This window comes from Kitasatospora sp. NPDC101801 (assembly GCF_044766665.1).
Lineage (GTDB): Bacteria > Actinomycetota > Actinomycetes > Streptomycetales > Streptomycetaceae > Kitasatospora.
This window is the reverse complement of the sequence record NZ_JBIWML010000005.1, coordinates 130,361-153,594: the sequence shown is the minus strand read 5'-3', so window position 1 is coordinate 153,594 and position 23,234 is coordinate 130,361. Positions and strand designations below refer to the sequence as shown.

Here is a 23,234-nt window from a genome sequence, read left to right as displayed (position 1 = left end):
GCCGGGATCAGCTGTTCTGGGCGGCCCAGAACTCGTCGAAGTTCAGCACGCCGTCCTTGCTGGTGTCGGCCTTGTTGATGATCGCCTGGGCGACGGTCTCGGTGACGTAGGGGTCACCGAGCTCCGCCATCGCCTTGGTGTACTCGGCGGCCGTGATGAAGCCGTCGCCGTTGGCGTCGAAGCGTGCGAAGACCTGCTTGGCGGTCTCGATGTCAGCCATGGTGGTACCCCTCCTGATGGGTCGTGGTGCAGGTACTTTATCGGCCCGTCGGGAGAGGTGCGGACGCCGGACCCCCGCCCGGGACCCGCAGGTCAGCAGCCCGGTCCCGGGCGGTCAGGCGGACCGCTTGGCGTAGTCCGCGTAGCCCTGCCAGTCCAGCAGCACGCACGGCTCGTCGCCGACCACCCAGGCGTCGTGCCCGGGGGCGACGGTCATCACGTCGCCGGGGCCGAACTCCTGCTCGTCACCGTCGTCCATCCGGACGGTGATCCGCCCGGAGACGCAGTACCCGGCGTGCGGCGCCTGGCAGCTGTCGGTCCCCGCGATCGGCTTCACGTGCTCGGACCAGCGCCAGCCGGGCTCGAAGGTGGCCCGGCCGACGGCGATTCCGTCCATGTCCACCAGGGCCAGCTGTCCCATGCCCGCCTCGAAGGGGCGGACCTCCTCGGGTGTCTCCAGGCTCTTCCGCAGCAGGCCGGACATCACGCCACCTCCTCGGCGGCCGCCCGGACGGGCTCCTGCCGTCGCAGGGACGGTCCTTCCTCCCACGGTACGCCGCCTGCGGTGCGCGTTCCGCGCCGGCGCCGACCGGTGGCGGGCGGTGGCGGGCGGTGGCGGGCGAGGGCGGCCGACCGGCTGGCTAGGGTGGCCGCCATGCAGAGACATCTGGAGTTCGAACGACTGCACAACTTCCGCGACCTAGGGGGATACCGGACCTCGGACGGCCGGGAGACCCGGCCCGGGGTGCTCTACCGCTCCGACTCGCTGGGCAAGCTGGCGGGGGAGGACCTGGCACGGTTCGAGAAGCTGGGCGTGCGGACGGTGATCGACCTGCGCTACTCCTGGGAGATCGAGCGCAAGGGCCGGGTCCCGGAGCTGCCCGGGCTCGGCTACCACAACCTCAGCATCGAGCACCGCCCGTACGACCAGGCCGCGTTGGGCCCCGAGGTGGACCCGGCGGTGTACCTGGCCGAGCGGTTCGCCGAGGTGGCCTCGGACGGGACGGCCGAGATCCGGGCCGCGCTGGAGGTGATCGCCGACCCGGCGAGCGGGACGGTGGCCTTCCACTGCGCCTCGGGCAAGGACCGCACCGGCATCGTCGCCGCCCTGGTGCTCACCCGGCTCGGCGTCCCGGAGCAGACGGTGGTGGAGGACTTCGCGCTCACCGGGCTGGCCACCGAGCGGCTGGTCGCCGAGTGGCACGCCTCCTACCCCGACCTGGTGATGCGGTGGCCCGGCTACGGCCGGGCCCCGGCCGAGCTGATGCACCGGTTCCTGGCCGACCTGGCGGAGCGGTACGGCTCGGTCGACGGCTACCTCACCGAAGAGCTGGGCCTGGGCGAGGAGTTCACCACGGCGCTACGCGCCAAGCTGCTCGCCTGAGCCAGGGCCTGTCGTCAGACTCCCGCCTGCCCCGCGACGCCTGGCACGCACACTCGCCGCACCGGACGAAAGCCAGTACGAGGGCTCCCGCCCGGCAGGCCGAGAGCACGCACCGGGCGACGGGACGAGGCAGGCCCCGCCGGGCACGGCACTAGCGCCGGGCCCGGTCGAGCGCGGCCGTCAGCACCTGCGGGGCCTCTGCCAACGAGGGTCCGTACCAGGTGAGGTGACGGCCGCTCAGCAGTGCGGCCGGGATGCCGGGGAACGCCTCCGGGCCGTCCTCGGTGGTGAAGCGGTACGGCTCGTCCGGCAGCACCACCAGCTCCGGGCGGGCCGCCAGCAGCTCACCGATCGGGATCGCCGGGTACCGCTCGGGGTGGTCGGCGTGGATCAGCCGGACGCCTAGCCGGTGCAGCAGGTCCCCGGCGAAGGTGTCCCGGCCCAGCACCATCCACGGCCGCCGCCAGATCGGCACCACGGCGCGGACCGGCGCCCGGGCCGGCAGCTCCCGCCAGGCCGACTCGGCGGTGGCCAGCCAGCCCGGCCGGGCCAGCCCGAGGTCGCCGGTCAGCAGCGCGGTCAGTTCGGCGAACGCCTGCGGCAGGGTGCGGACCTCGGTGACCCGGACGGACAGCCCGGCCGCGCGCAGCGCCGCCAGGTCGACGGCCCGGTTCTCCTCCTCGTTGGCCACCACCAGATCCGGCCGCAGCGCCACGATCCGGGCCAGGTCCGGGTTCTTCGTCCCGCCGATCCGCGGCACCGCCAGATCCGCGGGCTCGCTGCACCAGTCCGTCACCCCGACCAGCAGCTCCCGCCCGCCCACCGCGATCGCCTCGGTGAGCGAGGGCACCAGCGACACCACCCGCATCGTCATCCGGCCACGCTACCGCCCGGCCGGATGGAGGTGCCGGGACGGTCACGAAGCCGCCACGGGGGTGAATCAGGCGGGGCGGAGGGGCGTGCCGGGCTGCCGGGCGGGTACCCGCAGGTCATGGGACTCATTCGCAGGCGCCGCCAGGACGACTCCGTACCCGAGCCGGGCGGGGAGGACGTGGCGGGTGAGCTGGCCGCGCTGTCGGCCGAGATGGAACGCAGCCTGCCGGAGGCGAACCCGGCCGTCCAGGAGGCGTGGTACCGCCGCAAGGGCGCGCAGCGGGCCCGGGTGCTGGTCGGTTCGCTGACCAAGGCACTCGGCCGGGGCGGGGTCGCGGCGGCGAAGGGCGCGGGGCTGGGCGGCAAGGCGCTGGCCGACCGGCTGGTGCTGGCCGCGCCGCGGATCCCGATCCGCAGCCTGGCCACCCTGCGCGCGCAGCACCCGACGGCGGCCACCCCGGAGGAGCTGGCCGAGCTGGTCACGCTCGGCGCCTGCCGGTCCTCGGCCGCGCTCGGCGCCGGGGCGGGCGCGGCGGCGATGATGCCGGTGCCGCCCGCGATGGCGGTGGAGATCGCGGCCGAGACGCTCTCGGTCGCGGCGGTGGAGATCAAGCTGATCGCCGAGCTGCACGAGATCTACGGGATGCCCGCGGTCGGCACGGCCGCCCAGCGGGCCGGGGCGTACGTCGGCGCCTGGGCGGACGGCCGGGGGATCGACCGGGCGGCGCTGATCCGGCCGGCCGGGCTGGCCGCGATGGCTATCGGCTCGGAGGTGCGGCAGAAGGTGCGCAAGCGGCTCACCCGGAGCACCCTGCGCAAGCTGCCCTCGCTGACTCCGCTGCTGATCGGGGCCGGGATCGGCGCCACGATGAACCGCCGGGACACCCGCAGGCTGGCCGACCAGGTCCGGGCCGACCTGGTCGGGCGCAAGCCGCTCGACCCCGGGTACTGGGCGGCGGCCGCGCCCGCTCTCGGCACGGCGGACCGGCGGGCGGTGGAGTCCTGACGGTCCGAACTATTGACGGTCCGTCTAATAATCTCTAGCTTCTCGGGCAGAGGGGTGCGTCGTGCCCTTCGGCGAGCCCGAGGAGGAGAGAGCCGATGACCACCGCAGCCGGCCGCAGGCCGACCGGAAGGACCGCCCCGGAGGAGTGGCCGGAGGAGCGCCGACGGACCGCCGAGCGGCTGCTCGCCTCCTCCGCCAAGGTCTCCTTCGACCCGCTCACCGAGGTGGACTGGGCCTCCCCGCCGGTGCCCGGCCGCTACTACAGCCCGGCGCACAACCTCTCGCTCTACGGCACCCCGCTCTGGGACGCGCTGACCGAGGAGCAGCGGATCGAGCTCAGCAAGCACGAGGTCGCCAGCATCGCGAGCGTCGGCATCTGGTTCGAGGAGATCCTGATGCAGATGCTGCTGCGGCACGCCTTCGACCGTGACCCGACCAGCGCGCACGTGCAGTACGCGCTCACCGAGATCGCCGACGAGTGCCGGCACTCGGTGATGTTCGCGAAGATGATCTCCTGGATGGGCGTGCCCACCTACGGCCCGGGGCGGCTCTCGCACGAGCTGGGCCGGCTGTTCAAGACGATCTCGACGCACAGCCAGACCTTCGGCGGCACTATGTACGTCGAGGAGATCCTGGACGCCTTCCAGCGCGAGCTGATGAACGACGAGTCGATGCAGCCGCTCACCCGCCAGGTCTCCCGGATCCACGTGATCGAGGAGTCCCGGCACATCACCTACGCCCGCGAGGAGCTGGTCCGCGCCAAGGTCGGCCCGGTGCGGCGCCGGTACGAGCAGCTGCTGCTCGGCCTGGTGGTGCACCGCTCCACCGTCGGCCTGATCAACCCGAAGCTGTACGCGGCGGTCGGCATCGACCCGAAGGTCGGCCGCAAGGCCGCCCGGAACAACCCGCACTGGCGCGCCACCAAGACGCAGATGGCGGCCAAGGCGATCGGCGTGCTGGACCGGGCCGGCCTGGTCGGCCGGACCAACCGCTGGCTGCTCCGGGCGGCCGGGGTGATCTGACGGGCTGATCGGACGCGGTGATCCGACGAGGTGATCCGACGAGGCGGCCCGAGCAGGCGTCAGAGCGGGGACAGCTCGGGCCGCTTGGCCTCCACGTGGTCGCCGGAGGACTCGCCGCGCAGCCGCCGGCCGACCCACGGGACCAGGAACTCCCGGGCCCAGTGCAGGTTCTCCCGGCGCTGCTCGGCGACCGAGAGCACCGGAGCGGTCGGCCACGGCGCGTCCGGGTCCTGGGCGGCGGTGAGCGGCAGCCCGAGCGAGCGGGCGGCCAGCAGGGCGACCCGCTGGTGGCCCTCGGGGGAGAGGTGCAGCCGGTCCTCGCTCCAGGCCCGCCGGTCGTGCACCGCGCGCAGCGACCACAGGTCGGCCACCGCGCAGTCGTTCCGGTCGGCGATCGCCCGCAGGTGGCCGTTGTAGGTGGCGATCTTGCCGCGCAGCAGACCGAGCAGCGGGATGCCCCGGGTGTCGAAGCCGGTGCAGATCAGCACCCGGCCCGCGTGCCGGCGCAGCTCCAGCACGGCGGCCTCGAACCGCTCGGCCGCCTCGTCCGGGTCGCTGCCGGGCCGGAGGATGTCGTTGCCGCCCGCGCAGAAGCTCACCAGGTCGGGCCGGATCTCGGCGACCCGGGGCACCTGCTCGGCCACCACCTGGTCGAGCAGGCGGCCCCGGACGGCCAGGTTGGCGTAGCGGAAGTCGTCCGCCGGCCGCTGGTCGGCGAGCAGTTGGGCGAGCCGGTCGGCCCAGCCGGCGTACCGGCCGTCCGGGCCCGGGTCGTTCAGGCCCTCGGTGAAGCTGTCGCCGAGGGCGACGTACGAGTCGATGTCGGTGATCTCCTGGTGGTCAGCCATGGAGACGATAGTTCACCTTGTGAAGTTCCTTACGCGAACGTAGGTCGCACGGTACGGGCGTGATCTTCGCCACCCGGAGGGCGCGTTTCAGTCCGCCGAGGGCCAGTCCGACAGTCGGCGGGCGCTCTCGAAACGCCGCGGCTCACCGGTCACCGGATCGGTGAACTCCAGTCTGTGGGACAGTAGTTGGAGCGGGTGGCGGAAGTCGTCCGGGGCCGTCTCGGGCAGCACCTCGGGGTAGAGCGGGTCGTGCAGGATCGGGATGCCCAGCATGGTCAGGTGCACCCGGAGCTGGTGGGTCTTCCCGGTCTCCGGCAGCAGGCGGTAGCCGCCCAGGCCGTCCCGGTGGGTCAGCAGCTCCACCACGCTCCGGCTGTTCGGCTCGCCCGGCACCTCCCGGGCCGTCAGCTCGCCGCGCTCCTTCACCAGGTGGCCGGTCACCGTCCGGGGCAGCGTCAGCGCGGGGTCGTACGGGGCGACCGCGCGGTACTCCTTGGTGACCCGGCGCTCGGCGAACAGCCCCTGGTAGGCGCTCCGGTGCTCGGGCCGCACCACGAACAGGGTGAGCCCGGCCGTGAGCCGGTCCAGCCGGTGGGCCGGGCTCAGCTCGGGCAGCGCCAGCTCGTCCCGGAGCCGGGACAGCGCCGTCTCCACCACGTGCCGGCCGCGCGGTGTCACGGCCAGGAAGTGCGGCTTGTCGGCCACCACGATCCGCTCGTCCCGGTACAGCACGGTCACCGGGAACGGCACCGGCACCTCAGGGCCGAGTTCCCGGTGGTACCAGACGTAGCCACCCGGCAGGTACGGCGCGTCGGCCGGGAGCGGCCCGGCCGTCCCGTGCACCGCGCCCTCGGCGAACATCGCGTCGACCAGCTCCGACGGCACCGGCAGCCGGTCCGCCAAATAGTCGCGCACCGTCACCCAGTCGCCCTCGACCGGCAGCCGCCGCCGGACCGGGTCGACCCCCCGGCGCTGCGGCAGCGGTGCGGGCGGCACGGCGGATCGGCGTCTCATGTCGAACCAGCCTAGGGCCTGTCGTCGAACTCCCGTCGTCGCCCGGAGGGCGGCCCTGCGGCGTCCGGTGCGTGCGCTCGGCGTGCCGGACGGGAGCCCGCGCACTGGGTCCTGCTTGGGCTTTCGTCCGGTGCGGTGAGCGTGCGTGCCAGGCGGCGTGGGGCAGGCGGGAGTCTGCCGACAGGCCCTGGCGCCGAGCCCGGCAGGGGCAGCCCCGCCGGGCTCGGCAGCGGTCGGGTGGCCGTGCCCGGTTCCGGCCCCGGGCCGGGGCAGAATGGGGACCCGGACACCGAGCCCGGAGGATGTACCGTGACGCGACCGGCCCAGCAGAGCGAGGAGCTGGCGACGCTCCGTCAGCTGCTGCGCACCCGCCCGCCGATGGACCGGAAACTGCCGGCCTTCGACCCGGGCGCCGCCCCGGCGGACCCGGCCACCCTGCACGTGTCCTGGCTGCTGGAGGCGATGACGGCCGAGCTGCCGGACGCCCAGGTGGTCACCGTCTCCACCTCCGACGGGGACGGCCACCCCGACGCCCGGGTGCTGGTGCTGCGGGACATCGATCCGGCCACCGGCAGCTGGAGCTTCGCCGCCGACCTGCGCAGCCCCAAGGGTGAGCAGCTCGCCGTCACGCCCTGGGCCGCCCTCACCTCGTACTGGCCCGCCTTCGGCCGGCAGATCAGGGTGCGCGGCCCGGTCGAGGCGATCGACCAGCAGGACGCACCGCCCGCCGAGCGGGGGGTCGGCCCGGCCGGCCACACCGCCGCCGTGGTCGGCCGACAGAGCCAGCGGCTGGGCAGCGCGGGCGAGTTGGAGTCCGCCTGGCAGCTGGCCGCCGCCGAGGTGGCCGCCGATCCGGCCGGGCCGGTGCCGGGGCTGACCCGGTACGTGCTGCGCGCCGAGGCGGTGGAGTTCTGGCAGGGCGACTCCGGTCGGCGGCACATCCGGCTGGCGTACCAGCGGACCGCCCTCGGCTGGGAGCGGGGCCTGCTCTGGCCGTGAGCGGGCCGGTCCGGGGTGGCGGGAGGCCGGCCCGGCCGGCGGCGGGCTGGGACGGCGGTCCGGCCGCGTGCGATGATCGCCGGGTGCTTCGGGTGCCTGGAAGGTCGGTCCTCCGGCGGGGCAGGTCGGCCGGACCAGCCTCGGCGCTGGCCGCTGCCCTGCTGCTGGTGCTGGGCCCGGCCGCCGTCCCGGCGGCCGCCGACGGCAGCCCACGGCGCGAGTTCACGATGCAGGACGCCCGGATCACCGAGTCCAGCGGCCTGGCCGCCAGCCGCCGGCACCCCGGCGTCTACTGGACCCACAACGACAGCGACGACGGCCCGTACGTCTTCGCGGTCGACTCCCAGGGCCGCACGCTGGCCACCGTCACGCTGCGCGGGGTCACCCTGCGGGACGCCGAGGCGATCGCGCTCGGCCCGGACAACCAGCTCTACCTGGCCGACATCGGCGACAACTTCAACGGCAAGTGGCCCGAGGTCTGGCTCTATCGCTTCGCCGAGCCCGCCCAGCTGACCGACCAGACCGTGCAGGCCACCCGCTACCGGGTCAGGTACGCGGACGGGCCGCGCGACGCGGAGGCGCTGCTGGTGCACCCGGTGACCGGCCGGGTGTACATCGCCAGCAAGAGCGACAAGGACCAGGGGCACCTGTACCAGGGTCCCGAGACGCTGTCGGCCACCGCCGTGAACACCTTCAAGAGCATCGCCGACGTCCCCTGGGTCACCGACGGCGGCTTCTCCCCGGACGGCAGCAAGGTGGTGCTGCGCGGCTACTTCTGGGCCAAGCTCTACGACTGGAAGGACGGCACCATCACCGCCCCGGAGTCGGTGAACGTCCCGTTCCAGCGCCAGGGCGAGTCGGTGACCTTCTCGGCGGACGGCGACTCGCTGCTGTTCGGCAGCGAGGGCAAGCAGAGCGACGTGTGGCGGCTCCCGCTCAAGGCCGCCGCCGCGACCCCGGCCCCGACCCCTGCTCCGTCGGCCGACCCTGCGGCCTCGGGCGCGCCGGGCGCCGCACCCGAGCCGAAGAACGAGCCCAACCACGCGGGCGCCCTGCTGCTGGTGATCGCCGCCGTCGGGGCGCTGTTCTACTGGCGCAAGGGCCGCCGTTCGGGCTGATCAGCCGTCAGGGCCTGGCCGGGGGAGGGTGGATCGGGCCGCAGCCCGCGCACCGCTGGTAGCCTCGCAGGGCACCCGGCGTGAAGGAGTTCCGATGGCCGTCGTCCACCGCACCACCATGAAGCCCGGCAAGCTCGAGCTGCTCACGGAGTGGCTGCCGCAGCAGTCCTGGTACCTGGGCGCGGGCCGGGCGCCGGAGCTGGTCCGGGCCGGTGGGTTCCGGCTGGACGACCCCGAGGGCGAGGTGGGGATCGAGTTCATGGTGGTCGTGGACACGGCCGGGCCCGACCCGGTGGCCTACCTGGTCCCGCTGGCCTACCGGGGCGCCCCGAACGGCACCGGCCCGACCCTGATCGGCACCTCCGAGCACGGCGTGCTCGGCACCCGGTGGATCTACCACGGCACCGGCGACCCGGTGCTGATGACGGAGCTGGCCGCCCTGCTGAGCGGCAACGCGGTGCCGCAGCAGCAGAGCGAGAGCGACACCCCGGACCCGACCGTCACGGTCCACCCGGTCACCACCGGGGAGCCCTTCAGCTACGAGACCGTCGAGGTCCTGCGACCGCTGGCCGACCAGGCCGCCGAACTCCCGGGCGACGCCGTGCTCGGCCAGGTCGTCGCAGGCTGGCGCTGGCCGGACGGCACCCCCGCCCGCGCCGTCTTCGCCCGCGCCACCCGGTAGCGGGGCCTGCCACCGCCCGGCTGAACTCCGGTGAGGGGAAGGATGGTTCAGGTGTGGGCGGTCAGGTCGCTGAGTTGGGCGGCCAGGTGGAGGCCGGTGGTGAGGTACTGCACGAAGGTCTCGTTGTGGAGGGCGGCGGGGGAGCGGCGGCGCCGGATCAGGGTGATCGCGTCGTGCACGTCGTGGCCCGTGTCGACCAGGGCCTGAGCGACCACCAAGCCTGAGCGGTTGTAGCCGGAGTGGCACCGGACGAGGACGGTGCGGCCGGCGCGGACGGCGCCCGCCACGGTGGTGGCGAGCGAAGCGGCCGTGCGGAGCTGGGCGGCGGTGAGCGGTTCGTCGGGCATCGTGCCGACCAGGTGCTCCACCTCGGGGGACGGGCCGTGGCCGGGGGCCGAGAAGAGGCTGACCACCAGGTCGAACTCCGAGCCGACGACCACGGACTGGAGGTCCCCGAGGCAGTCGGTCCAGATGTGCCCGCCCATCCAGAGGCCCGGGACGATCTCGTTCCAGGGCTCTTCGGGGCCCGGTACGTGCCGGTCCTTCCTACGCGTCCTCATCGCCTCACCCTCCCGCAGCGCCAACGGCGAGGTGGGGCAGGGAGTTCCGCGTTCCCCGGGCGGGCCTTCGGGGTGATCGGTGTTCGCGCGGGCCGTTCGTAGGGATAACGTCAGGGGCGTGTCACAAATCGAAAGCTCCCCCGCCGTGCTCCTGCCTCGTCCGGAGCGCCCGCACACCGTCCCGCTCGAACGGATAGCCGGGCTCCTGGGTGTTCCAGGGGTTTCGGGTGACGTCCCGGTCACGGGGATCACGCACAGTCACTCGGCGGTCCTGCCGGGGGACTTGTACGTGGTGCTCCCCGACAGCCGGGTGGAGGTCCGGGAGGCGGTGGGGGCGGCGCGGGCGGCCGGGGCGGTGGCGGTGCTGGCGGAGGCGGCTGCGGCGGAGCGGCTGGGCGGGTGCGGGGTGCCGGTGCTGGTGGTGGCCGGGCTGCGGTCGCGGCTGGCGGAGCTGTCCAGCTGGTTCTACGGGCGGGCGGCGGAGGGCCTGTTGAGTTTCGGGGTGACCGGCACCAACGGGAAGACCACCACCTGCTACCTGCTGGAGGGCGGACTGGTCGGGGCAGGCCGGGCCCCCGGCCTGCTGGGTACGGTGGAGCGACGGCTCGGTGCCGAACGGTTCGCCGGTGAGCTGACCACCCCCGAGGCGCCGCAGCTGTACGCGCTGCTGGCGGTGCTGGCGGAGCGCGGCGCGGACGCGCTGGCGATGGAGGTGTCCAGCCACGCGCTGCGGCTGGGCCGGGTGGACGCGCTGGTGCTGGACGTCGCGGTGTTCACCAACCTGACGCACGATCACCTGGACTTCCATCCCGACATGGAGGACTACTACCGCGCCAAGGCGGTCCTGTTCACCCCGGAACGCTGCCGGCGCGCCGTGGTCAACGTCGACGACCCGTACGGGCGCCGGCTGGCGGGCGAGGCCGGGGTGCCCGTGGTGACGTTCTCCGCCGAGGGCGACCCCGGTTCGGACTGGCGGGCGGTGGACGTCCTGCTGCGGGCGGACGGTTCGACGTTCCGGGTGCTCGGTCCCGACGGTGCCGGGGCGGACGCCCGGATCGCGCTGCCCGGCGGCTACAACGTGGCCAACGCGCTGGGCGCCGTCGCGGCCCTGGTCACGGCCGGCCTGCCGCTGGACCGGGTGCTGGCCGGGATCGGTGCGGTGACCGGCGTACCGGGGCGGGTGGAGCGGGTCGAGGCCGGGCAGCCGTACCTGGCGATGGTGGACTACGCCCACCAACCCGACGCGCTGCAGGCCGTCCTGACGACGCTTCGGGCGGTCACCCCGGGACGGCTGCACCTGGTGATCGGCTGCGGCGGGGACCGGGACACCGCCAAGCGGTCCGTGATGGGCGGGGTCGCCGCCCGGTTCGCCGACACCGCCGTGCTGACCACCGACAACCCCCGGTCCGAGGACCCGTTGGCGATCCTGGCCACCATGCGCGCCGGGGCCACCGCCGTGCCCGCAGCCGATCGGGGCGAGCTGCTGGTCGTCCCGGACCGGGCCGAGGCCATCGCCGCCGCCGTGGCCCGGGCGGTGGCCGGCGACACCGTGCTGATCGCCGGCAAGGGCCACGAGAGCGGCCAGCAGATCGGCGCCGTGAGCCTGCCCTTCGACGACCGGGCGGTGCTGCGCGCCGCGATCACGGCCGCCCGGTCCGCCGGTGAGCCCGACCGCAGCTAGGGCCGGTCACCCGGTCGCACCCCGGCCCGCCCCCGATTCCCCCGACCTCGGAGAACTCTTGCTGGTCTCACCCGCCCTTCCCCTCGCCATACCCGCACCCGGGACGGTCGTCGACGCGATCCGGATCGTGCGCGTCGACCTGTTCGTGGTCCGGCTGCCGCTGCTCCGCCCGTTCACCACCAGCAGTCACCGCAAGGACCACCTGGACCACATCCTGGCCCGGGTCACCGACCAGGACGGCGCCACCGGCTGGGGGGAGTGCGCCAGCCCGACCGACCCGTTCTACGGGCCGGAGAACCTCCGCAGCTGCTGGAACGCCCTGACCGACTACTTCGCCCCGGCCCTGCTGGGCGTCGCCTGGCAGCACCCCACTGACCTGCCGACGGCCTGGGGCCACATCCAGGGCAACCGGTTCGCCCGGGCGACGCTGGACATCGCCTGCTGGGACCTGTTCGCCCGCCGGCAGGACCGCTCGCTGGCCGACACCCTCGGTGGCACCGCGGCCGCCGTCCCGGTCGGGGTCAGCCTCGGCATCGAGCCCGGCGTCGAGGAGCTGCTCGCCCAGGTCGAGCGGTACGTGGCGCAGGGCTACCGGCGGGTCAAGCTCAAGATCGCCCCCGGCTGGGACACCGCCCCGGTGGCCGCCGTCCGCGAGCGCTTCCCGGACACCCCGCTCCAGGTGGACGCCAACGGCGCCTACCGGGACCACCCCTCGCACCACGCGGTGCTGCGGGAGCTGGACGGTCTCGGCCTGGCGATGATCGAGCAGCCCTTCCCCGCCGACGACCTGCTGGCGCACGCCCGCCTGCAGCGCGAACTGGCCACCCCGGTCTGCCTGGACGAGTCCGTCACCACCGTGCACACCGCCCGGACCGCGCTCGCCCTGGGGGCCGGACGGATCGTCAACATCAAGGTCTCCCGCCTCGGCGGTCTGACCGAGGCCCGCGCCGTCCACGACCTGTGCGAGCAGGCGGGCGTGCCGGTCTGGTGCGGCGGGATGCACGAGTTCGGCATCGGCCGGGCGGCGAACCTCGCCCTGGCCGCGCTGCCCGGCTTCACCTTGCCCGGTGACCTCTCCGGCTCCGACCGGTACTTCCGCACGGACGTGGTGCAGCCGCCGATCCGCGCCCAGGACGGAACGGTGGCCGTGCCGACCGGCCCCGGCCTCGGCGTCGAGATCGACCAGGATGCGCTGCGCGGTCACCTGCTGCGCAGCACCGTACTGACCTGAGTGCGGTGGGGCGATCACTCGCTGTCCGACACCCACGTCCTCCGGTCCGCGTACTCCGCCACGACGGCACCGGGGCAGGCCCGGCGCAGTTCCGCCGCCAGCAGGCCCGGGTCGTGCTCCGGATGGTCGAACGCGGCCCGGGTGCGGTGGACCTTGCCGCCCACCTGCAGTTCGAGCACCCGCTGGCCGCCGTCGGGATTGTCCATGGACCGGTGCCCGGTACGGATCAGCTGTAGCCGGCCGACCGAGTCGAGGGGGTGGCTGCTCTCCCGGCCGTCGACCCGCACCAGCACGAGCACCGGCGGGGGCCCCGGCCGGATCTCGGCCCACTCGACGGCCCTCCGCTCGCGCAGCCAAGGCGGCACCAGCAGCACGCCCCAGAACGTCGCGAGGATCCCGCCCAGCACCAGGGCCGCCCAGGGCGCGGCGACCGCCACCGCCCCGACGGTCAGCACGTGTCCCACGGTGACGACTACGTAGTCGCCCCGGTCGGACTGCCCCTCGTACTTGCTTCGGTAGGTCTCCCAGCGGAAGACGCCGCCGTCCTCGGCTTCGCTCATGGTGCCCAGCATGGCGATCCGTGCACGCTGCCGGAAGGGGTGCCGAGGAGGCAGTCGCCGCCGGACGGTGTGCCGATGACGGACCGTCAGCGCTAGCCGGACGGGTCGGCGGGCAGGTCCGGGTCCTGGACCTCGACCAGGCAGCGCCAGGCGTCGGGCCGGCTGCCGTCCAGGTCGTAGAAGGAGGAGACCCGGTAGCGGGTGCGCCCGCTCGACCGGGTCGGCGGGAGCGCGCGGGTGTGCCGGGCACCACAGCTGTTGGACCCTTACCGGGGCGGGCGGTGTTGTTATGCTGCGAGAGCGTCCCGAGGGGAAAGTCCGGTGGAAGTCCGGCGCTGACCCGCAACGGTGGACGGGCCCCTGAGGGTCCGTGAGCCCGATCGCCCTCGGCGGCGCTGACCTCCCGACAACTCGCCGCGGACTGCGAGGGGATGCGGCACGGCACGCCCGCTCGGACCCGAGGTCCGCGCCGACCGGGCGGCCCCGGCGCGTCGTCCCGTACGCCCGCGGCCCGACCGAAGGCAGCCGTGAGCACCGCCGTAGCCGCACCGACGCCGAAGGCCGCCGCCCACCCGCCCGCCCGGACCCCGGTGCTGGCCGCCGGGCTGGCCGTCGCCCTGCTGGTCTCGCTGGTCTGCGGCGTCGCGCTGGGCTCGTCCGGGATCGGCTGGGGAGCGGTGGTGGAGTACCTGCGGGCCGGTCTGACGGGTGGTCGGATCAGCGCCGACCAACTGGCCGGCTACACCATCGTGTGGGAGATCCGGCTGCCCAGGACGGTGCTGGCGGCCGTGGTCGGGGCCGGGCTGTCGGTGACCGGCGTCGCCGTCCAGGCCATGGTGCGGAACGCGCTCGCCGACCCGTTCGTGCTCGGGATCTCCTCCGGTGCGGCCGTCGGCGCCAACGCCGTCCTGCTGCTCGGCGCGTTCGCCTCGCTCGGCGTCTGGGCGCTCTCCGCCTCCGCGTTCGCCTCCGCGCTGGCCGCCATGGTGCTGGTCTACGCGGTGGCCAGGACCGCCGAGGGCCTCACCCCGCTGCGCCTGGTGCTCACCGGCACCGCGCTCGCGTACGGGTTCTCCGCCGTCACCTCGCTGATGGTGTTCTCCGCCGAACGCGGCGAGGCGGCCCGGACGGCGATGATGTGGCTGCTCGGCAGCCTGGGCGGCGCCACCTGGGCCGCCGTCCCGATCGCGGCCGGCACCGTGCTGGCCGGTTTCGGCTACCTGCGGTACTCGGCCGGGCAGTTGGACGTGCTGGCGATGGGCGACGAGACCGCCGCCGCGCTCGGCGTGGACGCCGCCCGGCTGCGCCGGGCGCTGTTCGTGGTCACCGCCGCCGTCACCGGCACGGTGGTCGCGGTCAGCGGAGCGATCGGCTTCGTCGGGCTGATGGTCCCGCACCTGGCCCGGATGCTGGTCGGGGCCGACCACCGGCGGGTGCTGACGGTGGCTCCGCTGCTCGGCGCGGTGCTGCTGGTCTGGGTGGACATCGTCTCCCGGCTGCTGCTGGCCCCGGCCGAACTGCCGGTCGGGGTGGTCACCGCCGTGCTCGGGGTGCCGTGCTTCCTGCTGCTGATGCGGCGGCGCAGCTACAGCTTCGGCGGCCGCTGATGGCCGCCCGGGGGAGGGGACGCTGATGCGGGTCGACATCGAGGAGGTCTCGGTCGAGCTGGCCGGGACCAGGCTGGTGCACGAGGTCACCGTACGGGCCGCGAGCGGGCAGGTGCTCGGCCTGGTCGGGCCGAACGGCAGCGGGAAGTCCACCCTGCTGCGGTGCGTCTACCGGGCGCTGCGCCCGGTGGCCGGCACCGTCCGGCTGGACGGCGACGACCTGCACGGCCTGACGCCCCGGGAGGGCGCGCTCCGGGTCGGCGCGCTGCCGCAGGAGACGGTGGCGGAGTTCGACTTCACCGTCGCCGAGGTGGTCGGGATGGGCCGGCTGCCGCACCGGCGCGGCTTCGGCGGGCCGGGCCCGGACGAGGCGGTGGGCTGCGCGCGGGCGCTGGCCGAGGTCGGCGCGGAGCACCTGGCCGGGCGGGGCTTCCTGAGCCTCTCGGGCGGCGAGAAGCAGCGGGTGCTGATCGCCCGGGCGCTGGTCCAGCAGCCGGCGGTGCTGGTGCTGGACGAACCCACCAACCACCTGGACATCGCGCACCAGTTGGAGGTGCTCTCGCTGGTCCGCTCCAGCGGCCTGACCGTGCTGACGGCGCTGCACGACCTCAACCTCGCGGCGGCGCACTGCGACCTGCTGTACGTGATCGCGGCCGGCCGGATCGTCGCCTCGGGGCCGCCCGGGGAGGTGCTCTCGCCCGACCTGCTCGCCGAGGTGTTCGGGGTCCGGGGCCACCCGGTGCGGCACCCGGTGACCGGCGCCGTCCAACTGCTCTTCGACCGTCTGCACCCGTGAAAGGGAATCCTGTCGTGTTCATCAGCCCCCGCCGTACCCTGGCCGCCACCGCCGTGCTCGCCCTGGGCCTGACCGCCTGCGGCGCCGAGGTCACCCCCTCGGCGGAGAGCGCGGGTTCGGCGCACTACCCCGTCACCGTCGACAACTGCGGCACCCCGCTGACGTACCACCACAAGCCGGCCCGGGTGGTGACGAACGACATCGGCATCACCGAGCTGATGCTGTCGCTCGGCCTGGCCGACCGGATGGCGGGCTACGTGATGCCGGACGAGAAGGGCGACCTGGCGAAGGTGCCCTGGGCGGCGGAGTACGACCGCACCAAGTGGCTGTCCAAGAAGGAGATCACCAAGGAACTGGTGCTGGACGCCAAGGCCGACCTGGTCTTCGCGGGCTGGAACTACGGCTGGAACGACACCACCGGGCTCACCCCCGAGGGCCTGGGCAAGCTCGGGGTCGGCGCCTACACCCTCACCGAGTCCTGCCGGAACGGCAAGGAGAAGGCGCGCGGGGTGATGCCGCCGCTGGACGCGCTCTACACCGACCTGGCCAACCTCGGGAAGATTTTCGACGTCGAGCCGAAGGCCCGGCAGCTGATCGCGGAGTTCCAGGCGGAGGTGGCCGGGGTCGAGGCCGGGGCGCCCGCCCGGCGGCCGAGCGTCTTCCTGTACGACAGCGGCCAGGACAAGCCGTTCACCTCCGGCCGGTTCGCGGCGCCCGAGCAGATCATCGGCAAGGCCGGCGGGCGGAACGTGATGGGTGACCTGGACGACTCCTGGACCACGGTCGGGTGGGAGAGCGTGGTGGCCAGGGACCCCGAGGTGATCGTGATCAACAACTACGGGGAGACCGGCGCGGACGCCAAGCGGCAGTTCCTCAAGTCGTACCCGCCGCTGGCCAACGTCTCGGCCGTCCGGAACGACCGGATCTTCGTGCTGGACTACGTCGACCTGGTGGAGAGCCCGCGCAACCCGTCGGCGATCTCCCGGCTCGCGGCCTACCTCCGGACGGTGCCCGCGCCCTGACGCCACTGCTCAGAACAGGGCGGCCTGCTCGACCGGCCGTGCCCTGAGCTGCTCGGCGAGCCCGGTGCAGGGGGCGAGCGGGGTGGGCCGCAGGGACCAGCCGATGAGCAGCCGGGTGTCCAGCAGCAGCGGGGGAGCGTCCGCCTGATCGGGCGTCACGAACAGGTGGCGCCCGATCGGCGCGTGCAGGGTGCCGCCGAGGGTGGCACCGGGGCCGAGCGCGGTGATCTCGCGGTACGCGGCGGGCGGCCCGGCGGTCAGGCCGAACAGGGCCACCTGGTCGGTCACCGGATCGGCGGGGAAGAGCTCGACGCCGTGGCCGGCCAGCACCCGGAGCACCCGGGCGCGCAGCTCGTGCACCGCCGCCGCCCGCTCGTCCGGCGCGGACAGCCGCCACCAGCCGCCGACCTTGGCCCGCGAGGTGAACCGCTCCCTGGCCAGCCCGGACCGGGCCACCGTCAGCTCGGCCCGACGGATGCTCGGCAGTGACCCCCGGGCGACGAACGTCCAGGCCAGGGCGGCCTGCTCGACCAGCCGGGCGGTGCCGCGCTGCTCGGCGGTCAGCCCGACCTTGACCAGCCCCGGCCCGAACCAGGCGAGGTAGAGCCGGTACGTCCGCCCGTCGTCGAGGATCTGATCCCGGGCCAGCGCCAGCCCCTGGTCGGCGTCCTGGCAGGACGGGCACTGGCCCGCCTTCCCGCTCGGCTCCAGCTCGGCCGCGAGCGGGCACGGGTGGTGCCGGTGGGCCGTCCGCACCCCGACGCAGCGGCGTGGGCCGAGCACCGTCCAGCCGATCCGGGTACCGGCGGCGACCTCGCGCTCCAGCACCCGGGCCCCGCCGATCGCGGTGAGCCGGGGCAGGCCGTCGCGCCAGCGCAGACCGGTGGCCGTCCAGCCGATGGCCGCAGGGGTGCTCGTCATGGGACGTGAGCGTACGGCCTGGTACCGACAGCCGTCCCGCAGGGCGGAATCCCATTGGGAGCGCGGTCTGATGATCCGCTATATTCGCGCAGCCGTCGGACCCGCCGGCGCCGCAGCTCCGGGGGAGTCCCACCGTGTCGTCCGAGTCCGACCCGTCCAGCAGTTCGAGCAGCGACAGCTCGGCGGCCTGGTCCCCGCCGTCCGGCTCCGACGGTGCCCCGGCACCCGCTTCGGCACCCACCGACAGCTCCCCGTACGTGCCCCCGGCGGACGCGAACCCGTACGCGCCGCCGGCGGACGCGAACCCGTACGCGCCGCCGGTCGCCGGGGCGAACCCGTACGCGGCGCCCGCCGATCCGTACGCGCCGCCCACTGGTCCGTACGCCCAGACCGGTGCGTACCCGCCGCCGGCCGCGCCCGGGTACCCCGTCGGGGCGCCGGCCGCGTGGGGCCAGGGGTACTGGAACGGGCCGCCGCCGCCACCGCAGGGGACCAACGGGCTGGCGATCACCTCGTTGGTGCTCGGCATCCTCGGGTTCGGGTGCTTCCTCTGGGTGCTCGGCCTCGGGTTCGGCATCGGTGCGCTCGGGCAGATCCGCCGCCGTCCGCAGCGTGGCAAGGGGCTGGCGGTGGCCGGCATCGTGCTCTCCTGCCTGTGGGGCCTGCTGATCATCGGCATGGCGGGCGTGTTCGTGGCGAAGGGCGACTTCGACGACATCGGGAGCACCACCAACGTCTTCAGCCTGGAGCCGGGCGACTGCGTGCAGGAGCGGACCGAGGAGCAGGGCAAGGTGGTCCAGCGGTTCACCGTGGTGTCGTGCAGCGAGCCGCACCACGGCGAGGTGTTCGGGTCGGTCCCGGTGCCGGGTTACGAGGGCAAGGGCGCCGCCTACCCGGGGGAGACGGTGCTGCAGGACACCATCTCGAAGGGGTGCGTCGGCCGGCAGTACGAGTACGCGGCGGACTACGTCGCCGTCCCGCGGGGTGTCGACGTCACCACGCTCTACCCCGACCGCGCCTCCTGGCGGTCGGGCGGCAAGCGGTTCGGCCTGTGCGTCTTCGAGTCGACGGAGGCCCTGACCCGGACGCTCCGTCAGGACATCACCGCCGCGACGGCCGAGCAGCGCGGCTACCTGGACGCCTCCACTGAGCTGAACCAGGTCGTCGACCAGTGGCCGCTGGACGAGCCCGAAGACGCCACCCCGGGCGTCTACCAGGACTGGGCCCGCAGGCTGATCGGCGCCGCCGAGACGGAGAAGAGCCGGTTGAACGGCGTGCCGTGGTCGGACGGGACCCGGGCGAAGGTGGCCCCGCTGCAGGCCGAACTGGACCAGGTGATCGTGCACGCGGAGAAGATCCGGAAGGGCACCGACCCCCACCTGCTGGCCGACGAGTCGATGGAGCTGGAGGACCTGCTCCGGGGGCCGGCGGACACCAAGCTCCGGGACGCCCTCAAGCTGCCGACCAGCGCCCCGGACCTCCGCCCGGCCACGGTCTGACACCCCGTTCGCTCCGCGCCGCCCCGGTCCCCGCCGTACGGGACCGGGGCGGCGTCGTCGGTGCCACCCCGGTTGCGGTGTACAGAATTCTTGACATGGTGTCGGCCTTGCTTGACACTGCGGATGTCCGGTTTTCTTTACACGGGGGAGTGGGATGGCAGTCGAGGAGAAACGCGCCTGGTGCATGCTGGCGGTCACGGTCGCGACGTACACGGCGTACCTGGCCGTGGTGCTGGACCGGCCCGCCGGGCCGGCCCTGACCCAGGCGCCCTACGTGGCCGCGCTGCTGTGGTCGATCGGTGGCGGGATCGTGGCCTCGATCGTGTTGCACACCGCCGTCTCCACGTTCTCCCCCCGGGAGGAGAACGTCCGGGACCAGCGGGACCGGGAGATCCACCGGTTCGGCGAGTACGTCGGCCAGTCCTTCATGGCGATCGGCGGCATGGCCGGGATGGGCCTGGCGATGGCCGGGCAGGACCGGTTCTGGATCGCCAACGCGATCTACCTCGCCTTCGTCCTGTCGGCGCTGCTCGGCGCGAGCGCGAAGATCGCCGCCTACCGGTTCGGGTTCCACCCGTGGTGAAGCCGACCAGGGTCATCAACGTGATCCGCACCCTGCGGTTCACCCACGGCGAGATGACCCAGGCCGAACTGGCCCGCCGGATCGGGGTCACCCGCCAGACCGTCATTGCCATCGAACAGGGGCGCTACTCGCCCTCGTTGGAGGTGGCGTTCCAGATCGCCCAGGTGTTCCGCGTCCCGCTCGACGACGTGTTCCAGTACCCCACCGGCACCGAGGGAGACACCAGCTCATGAAGGCTGTCCGGCACGACGTCTACGGCCCGCCCGAAGTCCTGCGGGTCGAGGAGACCGAACCGCCCGTCCCAGGCGAGGGCGAGGTGCTGGTCCAGGTGCACGCCGCCGGTGTCGACCCCGGGGTCTGGCACCTGACCGCCGGACTGCCCTACCTGATCCGGGCGGCGGGCTTCGGCCTGCGGGCGCCCAAGCGGCGGATCCGCGGCCTGGACGTCTCCGGCCGGGTGGCCGCGGTCGGCCCCGGAGTCACCCGGTTCCGGCCGGGCGACGAGGTGTACGGCATCGCCGACGGCTCGTTCGCCGAGTACACCTGCGCCAAGGCGGCCAAGCTCGCCCACCGCCCGGCCAACCTCACCCACGCCCAGGCCGCCACCGTCCCGATCTCCGGCGCGACGGCCCTCCGGGCGCTGCGCGACGCCGGCCGCCTGAAGCCCGGTCAGACCGTGCTGGTGATCGGCGCGGCGGGCGGCGTCGGCAGCTTCGCGGTCCAGCTCGCCAAGGCGCTCGGCGCCCGGGTCACCGCCGTCTGCAGCACCGGCAAGGCGGACCTGGTCCGCGCGCTCGGCGCCGACCAGGTGATCGACTACACCCGGACCGACTTCACCGACGGCACCCACCGGCACGACCTGGTGCTCGACATCGCGGGCAACCGCTCGCTGACCCTGCTGCGTCGCACCCTGAACCCGCGCGGCACCCTGGTCATCGTCGGCGGCGAGAACGGCGGCCGCTGGATCGGCGGCAACGACCGGCAGCTGCGGGCCCTGCTGCTCTCCCCCTTCCTCCGCGAGCGCCTGCTCGGTCTGCTCGCCAAGGAGCAGCACGCCGACCTCGACGTCCTCCGGGAGCTGATCGAGGCGGGGACGGTCACCCCCGCGCTGGACCGGACCTACCCGCTGACCGAAGTCCCGGCGGCGGTCGCCCGGTTGATGGCGGGTCAGGTGCGCGGCAAGCTGGCGATCCAGGTCCGGACGGACTGAGGCCGCTCCCGTCGATGCCGCGCGGTGTTCACCGGACGGTGTAGGTGGCGGTCATCGGGGTGCCGTCGGGTTCGGCGGTCGTCACGGTGACGACGCCGGTGGTGGTGTGCCTGACCGGGGCCACGGCGCTGCCGTCGCTCTTGCAGGTCGGCTTCGGGGTCGAGTCCGGGCCGGCGCCCCGGACGGTGATCGATAGCTGGGTACCGGGGTCGCAGCCGTAGTACGCGAGGGTCAACTCATCGCTCTGCTTGGGCTGTTCTGGGGTGACCAGGGCCGGGTGGGTGGTCAGCGCGGTCGACTTGGACCCGCCACCGGTGATCTTTCCGGTCACCTCCCACCGGCCGGCTGCCGGGCCGGTGAACTGCGGCAGCCGGAGGACGGCGCTCGCGCCCTGGCAGGGCACCGTCGAGCCGAGCACCCCGCTGCGCCCCGTGCGCCGGTCGCGCCAGCCGAACTCGACCTGCTGGCCCGGGCGGCAGCCTTCGTAGCTGACGGTCAGGTCCCCGCGCATGGTGAACGGCGAGGGCGAGGCGAGCACCCGTTCCGCCGCCGGAGTGGACGAGCGCGAGGCGGTCGCCGTCGCGGTGCTCCGGTCGTCGGAGCCCCTGCGCTTCTTCTTGTTCTTGCTGCCCGTGCCGCAGGCCGCCAGCACCACCACCACCAGTGCCAGGACCAGCGCACACCGAAGCCCCCGCTCGACCATCGATCTCCCCCGTAGCCGTCTCAGTGGCTACAGGATGGGCTCCGGGCGGCCGGCTTGACTGCTCCTCGGAGCGGGCTGTGGCCGAGCTGTGACCTCGCGGCCCGGTGCAAGGATTCTGCAAGGTCAGGGGGCATCGTGGATGCCCCGACCGGCCCCGGGGCGGTCAGAGCTTGACGGCCTCGTGCACCTGGTCGAGGTGGATGAGGATGTCGTAGGCCCGGCCGATGGCGAGGGTGGGGCGCGGGTCCCCCTGGTAGGAGGAACCGGCCTCGTACACGGGGCGCGGGGTGTCGAGCCAACTGCGGCCCGCCGTCGGCAGGGTGCGCAGGTCGAGGTAGTAGTCGCGCTGGCTGACCCGGTCGAGGGTGTACTCCTGCATGTCGGGGGTGGCCCGGGGGACGGTGACCCTGGCCCAGGGGCTGCCGAGGGCGGTCGCGGTGAGGAACGACCCCTGGTTGAAGGTGAATCCGATCGCGGTGTAGGCCCGGCCGAGGGCGTTGCGCAGGAAGACACCCTGCGTGGTGGGGTACATCACCGGGTCGGTGGACAGGTAGCCGACGTGGCCGTTGTGCGCCGACAGCAGCATCTTGTCGCCGGTGCGCTGGTGCCACCAGGCGGTGTTGTCGGCCATCACCCGGTCGCGGAGGTGCTCCGCGGCGGACACCGACCCGGGGTCGGACAGGTCCAGGGAGGCGAAGGCGAAGGTCTGGGCGATGTTGCGGGCGTGCTGTTCGGCCCACTCGTAGGCGTCGCCGCCGACGCCCTGGCCCGCGGTGAGCAGGTCGAGGGCCTGCTGGGCGACGGTGGCGTTGTGGCGCCGTTCGGCGACCGGCCTGCCCAGGTAGGCGAAGACGTCGTCGAGCGGGCGCAGCCCCGCGTACAGCCCTTCGAGGCGGGCGAGATCCTGCGGGCGGTTCGCGCGGACGTGGGCGAGGACCCGGTCGAAGGCGGCGTCGCCGAGCCGGGGCGCGCCGACGTCGTTGCCCATGAAGTGCACCTTCCGGTCGGGGTGCCGGTCGTTGTACCGGCGCATCCAGGTGATCAGGCTGACGAACTCCTCGCGCTCCCAGGGCGATCCGGTCAGCGTCTCCCTGGCCACCTGCCGGGCGTCGCCGCGACCGCCCTGGAGGTACTCGTCGATCCGCAGGCCGGCCGTCCAGCTCATCTCCAGCGCGAAGGTGGTGAAGCCCTTCTGCTCGACCAGGTAGCGGAAGACGCGTTCCTTCATGGCGAAGAACTCGTGCGAGCCGTGGGTGGCCTCGCCCAGCCCGACCACCTCGGCGTCGCCGATCATGGCTCCCAGGGCTCGCAGGTCGGTGGTGCGGCCGCCGGGTTCGGTCGACCGGAGCGGCTGGGCGGCGCGGTCCAGGGCGCGGAGCGCGGCGGCCTGACGGTCCTTCGACGCGGTGGCGCTGACGGTGGTGGGCGCTGGGCCGGGGGCGGCGGCGGCAACCGGGGCGAGCAGGGCGGTGACCGCGAGGCCGGCGGTCGCGGCGAGCAGTCCTCGGCGGCCGATCGTCTGCTGGTGCGCGTTCATGCTGGTCACTCCTCGTTTCGGGGCCCATCGGGCAGTGAAACGATCATGGCCGGAAGCGGGGGTGGGCCGCGCTGGGGCTCTCCTCCGACTTGTTCGGGGGAGAACCCCTGGCCCGGTGGTGTAGCGGGCTACACCACCGGCTGACCCGAGGTCAGGGGC

At 73.8% G+C, this 23,234-nt stretch carries 25 protein-coding genes, 1 pseudogene and 1 riboswitch; of the genes and pseudogenes, 15 read left to right on the top strand and 11 right to left on the bottom strand.

Going from position 1 to position 23,234, the window contains the following annotated elements; genetic code table 11:
* Window positions 1-7: 7 nt before the first annotated feature.
* Complete coding sequence (locus ACIRPK_RS09930; RefSeq protein WP_403035537.1) at window positions 8-220, bottom strand: EF-hand domain-containing protein; 213 nt, start codon at window positions 218-220, stop codon at window positions 8-10.
* Between the two features lie 114 nt (window positions 221-334).
* Window positions 335-703 carry a cupin domain-containing protein gene (locus tag ACIRPK_RS09925; RefSeq protein ID WP_403035534.1) on the bottom strand — a complete coding sequence of 123 codons (369 nt, stop codon included), beginning with the start codon at window positions 701-703 and terminating at the stop codon, window positions 335-337.
* Between the two features lie 171 nt (window positions 704-874).
* On the opposite strand from ACIRPK_RS09925, the gene ACIRPK_RS09920 reads away from it, so the two are divergent.
* Window positions 875-1,603, top strand: a complete 729-nt coding sequence (locus tag ACIRPK_RS09920) for a tyrosine-protein phosphatase (protein WP_403035531.1) — start codon at window positions 875-877, stop codon at window positions 1,601-1,603.
* A gap of 151 nt (window positions 1,604-1,754) precedes the next feature.
* Here ACIRPK_RS09920 and ACIRPK_RS09915 read toward each other — a convergent pair whose 3' ends face one another.
* Window positions 1,755-2,477 carry a helical backbone metal receptor gene (locus ACIRPK_RS09915; RefSeq protein WP_403035529.1) on the bottom strand — a complete coding sequence of 241 codons (723 nt, stop codon included), beginning with the start codon at window positions 2,475-2,477 and terminating at the stop codon, window positions 1,755-1,757.
* A gap of 117 nt (window positions 2,478-2,594) precedes the next feature.
* Here ACIRPK_RS09915 and ACIRPK_RS09910 point away from each other — a divergent pair, with 117 nt between their 5' ends.
* Together ACIRPK_RS09910 and ACIRPK_RS09905 are read left to right on the top strand one after the other, a co-directional pair.
* Window positions 2,595-3,482 carry a hypothetical protein gene (locus ACIRPK_RS09910; protein ID WP_403035526.1) on the top strand — a complete coding sequence of 296 codons (888 nt, stop codon included), beginning with the start codon at window positions 2,595-2,597 and terminating at the stop codon, window positions 3,480-3,482.
* Between the two features lie 95 nt (window positions 3,483-3,577).
* Window positions 3,578-4,504 (top strand): diiron oxygenase, encoded by a 927-nt coding sequence (locus ACIRPK_RS09905; RefSeq protein WP_403035523.1) that lies wholly within the window; start codon window positions 3,578-3,580, stop codon window positions 4,502-4,504.
* A gap of 59 nt (window positions 4,505-4,563) precedes the next feature.
* Here ACIRPK_RS09905 and ACIRPK_RS09900 read toward each other — a convergent pair whose 3' ends face one another.
* The gene (locus ACIRPK_RS09900; protein WP_403035520.1) at window positions 4,564-5,352 is read right to left on the bottom strand and encodes an SGNH/GDSL hydrolase family protein; all 789 of its coding nucleotides are present in this window, start codon (window positions 5,350-5,352) and stop codon (window positions 4,564-4,566) included.
* Window positions 5,353-5,439: 87 nt separating this feature from the next.
* Entirely contained in the window at window positions 5,440-6,366 is a 927-nt protein-coding gene (locus ACIRPK_RS09895; RefSeq protein ID WP_403035518.1) for a pseudouridine synthase, read from the bottom strand.
* Window positions 6,367-6,675: 309 nt separating this feature from the next.
* On the opposite strand from ACIRPK_RS09895, the gene ACIRPK_RS09890 reads away from it, so the two are divergent.
* The 3 genes from ACIRPK_RS09890 to ACIRPK_RS09880 all read left to right on the top strand — a co-directional run bounded on the left by ACIRPK_RS09890 (window position 6,676) and on the right by ACIRPK_RS09880 (window position 9,165).
* On the top strand, window positions 6,676-7,365 hold the full coding sequence (locus ACIRPK_RS09890) for a pyridoxal 5'-phosphate synthase (protein WP_403035515.1): 690 nt from the start codon (window positions 6,676-6,678) through the stop codon (window positions 7,363-7,365).
* A 92-nt stretch (window positions 7,366-7,457) separates the two neighbouring features.
* Window positions 7,458-8,483, top strand: a complete 1,026-nt coding sequence (locus tag ACIRPK_RS09885) for a hypothetical protein (protein WP_403035512.1) — start codon at window positions 7,458-7,460, stop codon at window positions 8,481-8,483.
* Window positions 8,484-8,577: 94 nt separating this feature from the next.
* Window positions 8,578-9,165: a 1,4-alpha-glucan branching protein gene (locus ACIRPK_RS09880; protein WP_403035510.1), complete on the top strand. Its 588-nt coding sequence runs from the start codon at window positions 8,578-8,580 to the stop codon at window positions 9,163-9,165.
* Between the two features lie 47 nt (window positions 9,166-9,212).
* Here ACIRPK_RS09880 and ACIRPK_RS09875 read toward each other — a convergent pair whose 3' ends face one another.
* On the bottom strand, window positions 9,213-9,725 hold the full coding sequence (locus ACIRPK_RS09875; RefSeq protein ID WP_403035507.1) for a protein phosphatase: 513 nt from the start codon (window positions 9,723-9,725) through the stop codon (window positions 9,213-9,215).
* A gap of 118 nt (window positions 9,726-9,843) precedes the next feature.
* Here ACIRPK_RS09875 and ACIRPK_RS09870 point away from each other — a divergent pair, with 118 nt between their 5' ends.
* Window positions 9,844-11,406, top strand: coding sequence for a UDP-N-acetylmuramoyl-L-alanyl-D-glutamate--2,6-diaminopimelate ligase (locus ACIRPK_RS09870; protein ID WP_403035504.1), 1,563 nt, complete (start codon window positions 9,844-9,846; stop codon window positions 11,404-11,406).
* Window positions 11,407-11,464: 58 nt separating this feature from the next.
* Complete coding sequence (gene menC, locus ACIRPK_RS09865) at window positions 11,465-12,637, top strand: o-succinylbenzoate synthase (protein ID WP_403035501.1); 1,173 nt, start codon at window positions 11,465-11,467, stop codon at window positions 12,635-12,637.
* A gap of 14 nt (window positions 12,638-12,651) precedes the next feature.
* Here menC and ACIRPK_RS09860 read toward each other — a convergent pair whose 3' ends face one another.
* Together ACIRPK_RS09860 and ACIRPK_RS09855 are read right to left on the bottom strand one after the other, a co-directional pair.
* The gene (locus ACIRPK_RS09860; protein WP_403035498.1) at window positions 12,652-13,197 is read right to left on the bottom strand and encodes a hypothetical protein; all 546 of its coding nucleotides are present in this window, start codon (window positions 13,195-13,197) and stop codon (window positions 12,652-12,654) included.
* Between the two features lie 92 nt (window positions 13,198-13,289).
* Window positions 13,290-13,388: pseudogene (locus ACIRPK_RS09855) on the bottom strand (short-chain dehydrogenase); the annotation flags it as partial.
* 90 nt (window positions 13,389-13,478) lie between these two features.
* Window positions 13,479-13,600: riboswitch (cobalamin riboswitch) on the top strand.
* A 124-nt stretch (window positions 13,601-13,724) separates the two neighbouring features.
* Between ACIRPK_RS09855 and ACIRPK_RS09850 the strand changes: the two are divergent.
* From ACIRPK_RS09850 to ACIRPK_RS09840, 3 genes are read left to right on the top strand one after another with little or no spacing between them, the layout of a single operon-like run.
* A complete protein-coding gene (locus tag ACIRPK_RS09850) occupies window positions 13,725-14,804 on the top strand; it encodes a FecCD family ABC transporter permease (RefSeq protein ID WP_403035495.1) in 1,080 nt (359 codons plus the stop codon).
* Window positions 14,805-14,829: 25 nt separating this feature from the next.
* Window positions 14,830-15,600 (top strand): ABC transporter ATP-binding protein, encoded by a 771-nt coding sequence (locus ACIRPK_RS09845; protein ID WP_403035492.1) that lies wholly within the window; start codon window positions 14,830-14,832, stop codon window positions 15,598-15,600.
* Between the two features lie 14 nt (window positions 15,601-15,614).
* Window positions 15,615-16,622, top strand: coding sequence for an ABC transporter substrate-binding protein (locus ACIRPK_RS09840; protein WP_403035489.1), 1,008 nt, complete (start codon window positions 15,615-15,617; stop codon window positions 16,620-16,622).
* Window positions 16,623-16,631: 9 nt separating this feature from the next.
* Here ACIRPK_RS09840 and ACIRPK_RS09835 read toward each other — a convergent pair whose 3' ends face one another.
* On the bottom strand, window positions 16,632-17,543 hold the full coding sequence (locus ACIRPK_RS09835; protein ID WP_403035487.1) for a DUF2797 domain-containing protein: 912 nt from the start codon (window positions 17,541-17,543) through the stop codon (window positions 16,632-16,634).
* A 134-nt stretch (window positions 17,544-17,677) separates the two neighbouring features.
* On the opposite strand from ACIRPK_RS09835, the gene ACIRPK_RS09830 reads away from it, so the two are divergent.
* The 4 genes from ACIRPK_RS09830 to ACIRPK_RS09815 all read left to right on the top strand — a co-directional run bounded on the left by ACIRPK_RS09830 (window position 17,678) and on the right by ACIRPK_RS09815 (window position 20,835).
* Window positions 17,678-19,042, top strand: coding sequence for a DUF4190 domain-containing protein (locus tag ACIRPK_RS09830; protein ID WP_403035484.1), 1,365 nt, complete (start codon window positions 17,678-17,680; stop codon window positions 19,040-19,042).
* Between the two features lie 154 nt (window positions 19,043-19,196).
* A complete protein-coding gene (locus ACIRPK_RS09825; protein WP_403035481.1) occupies window positions 19,197-19,625 on the top strand; it encodes a hypothetical protein in 429 nt (142 codons plus the stop codon).
* The gene (locus ACIRPK_RS09820; RefSeq protein WP_403035842.1) at window positions 19,622-19,858 is read left to right on the top strand and encodes a helix-turn-helix transcriptional regulator; all 237 of its coding nucleotides are present in this window, start codon (window positions 19,622-19,624) and stop codon (window positions 19,856-19,858) included. Before ACIRPK_RS09825 ends, ACIRPK_RS09820 begins: the two co-directional genes overlap by 4 nt.
* Window positions 19,855-20,835, top strand: a complete 981-nt coding sequence (locus ACIRPK_RS09815; protein WP_403035479.1) for an NAD(P)-dependent alcohol dehydrogenase — start codon at window positions 19,855-19,857, stop codon at window positions 20,833-20,835. The genes ACIRPK_RS09820 and ACIRPK_RS09815 overlap by 4 nt, the downstream gene beginning before the upstream one ends.
* A 28-nt stretch (window positions 20,836-20,863) precedes the next feature.
* Here the strand turns inward: ACIRPK_RS09815 and ACIRPK_RS09810 are convergent, their stop codons facing one another.
* The gene (locus ACIRPK_RS09810; protein ID WP_403035476.1) at window positions 20,864-21,538 is read right to left on the bottom strand and encodes a hypothetical protein; all 675 of its coding nucleotides are present in this window, start codon (window positions 21,536-21,538) and stop codon (window positions 20,864-20,866) included.
* A gap of 163 nt (window positions 21,539-21,701) precedes the next feature.
* A complete protein-coding gene (locus tag ACIRPK_RS09805; protein ID WP_403035473.1) occupies window positions 21,702-23,075 on the bottom strand; it encodes an erythromycin esterase family protein in 1,374 nt (457 codons plus the stop codon).
* Between the last annotated feature and the right edge of the window lie 159 nt (window positions 23,076-23,234).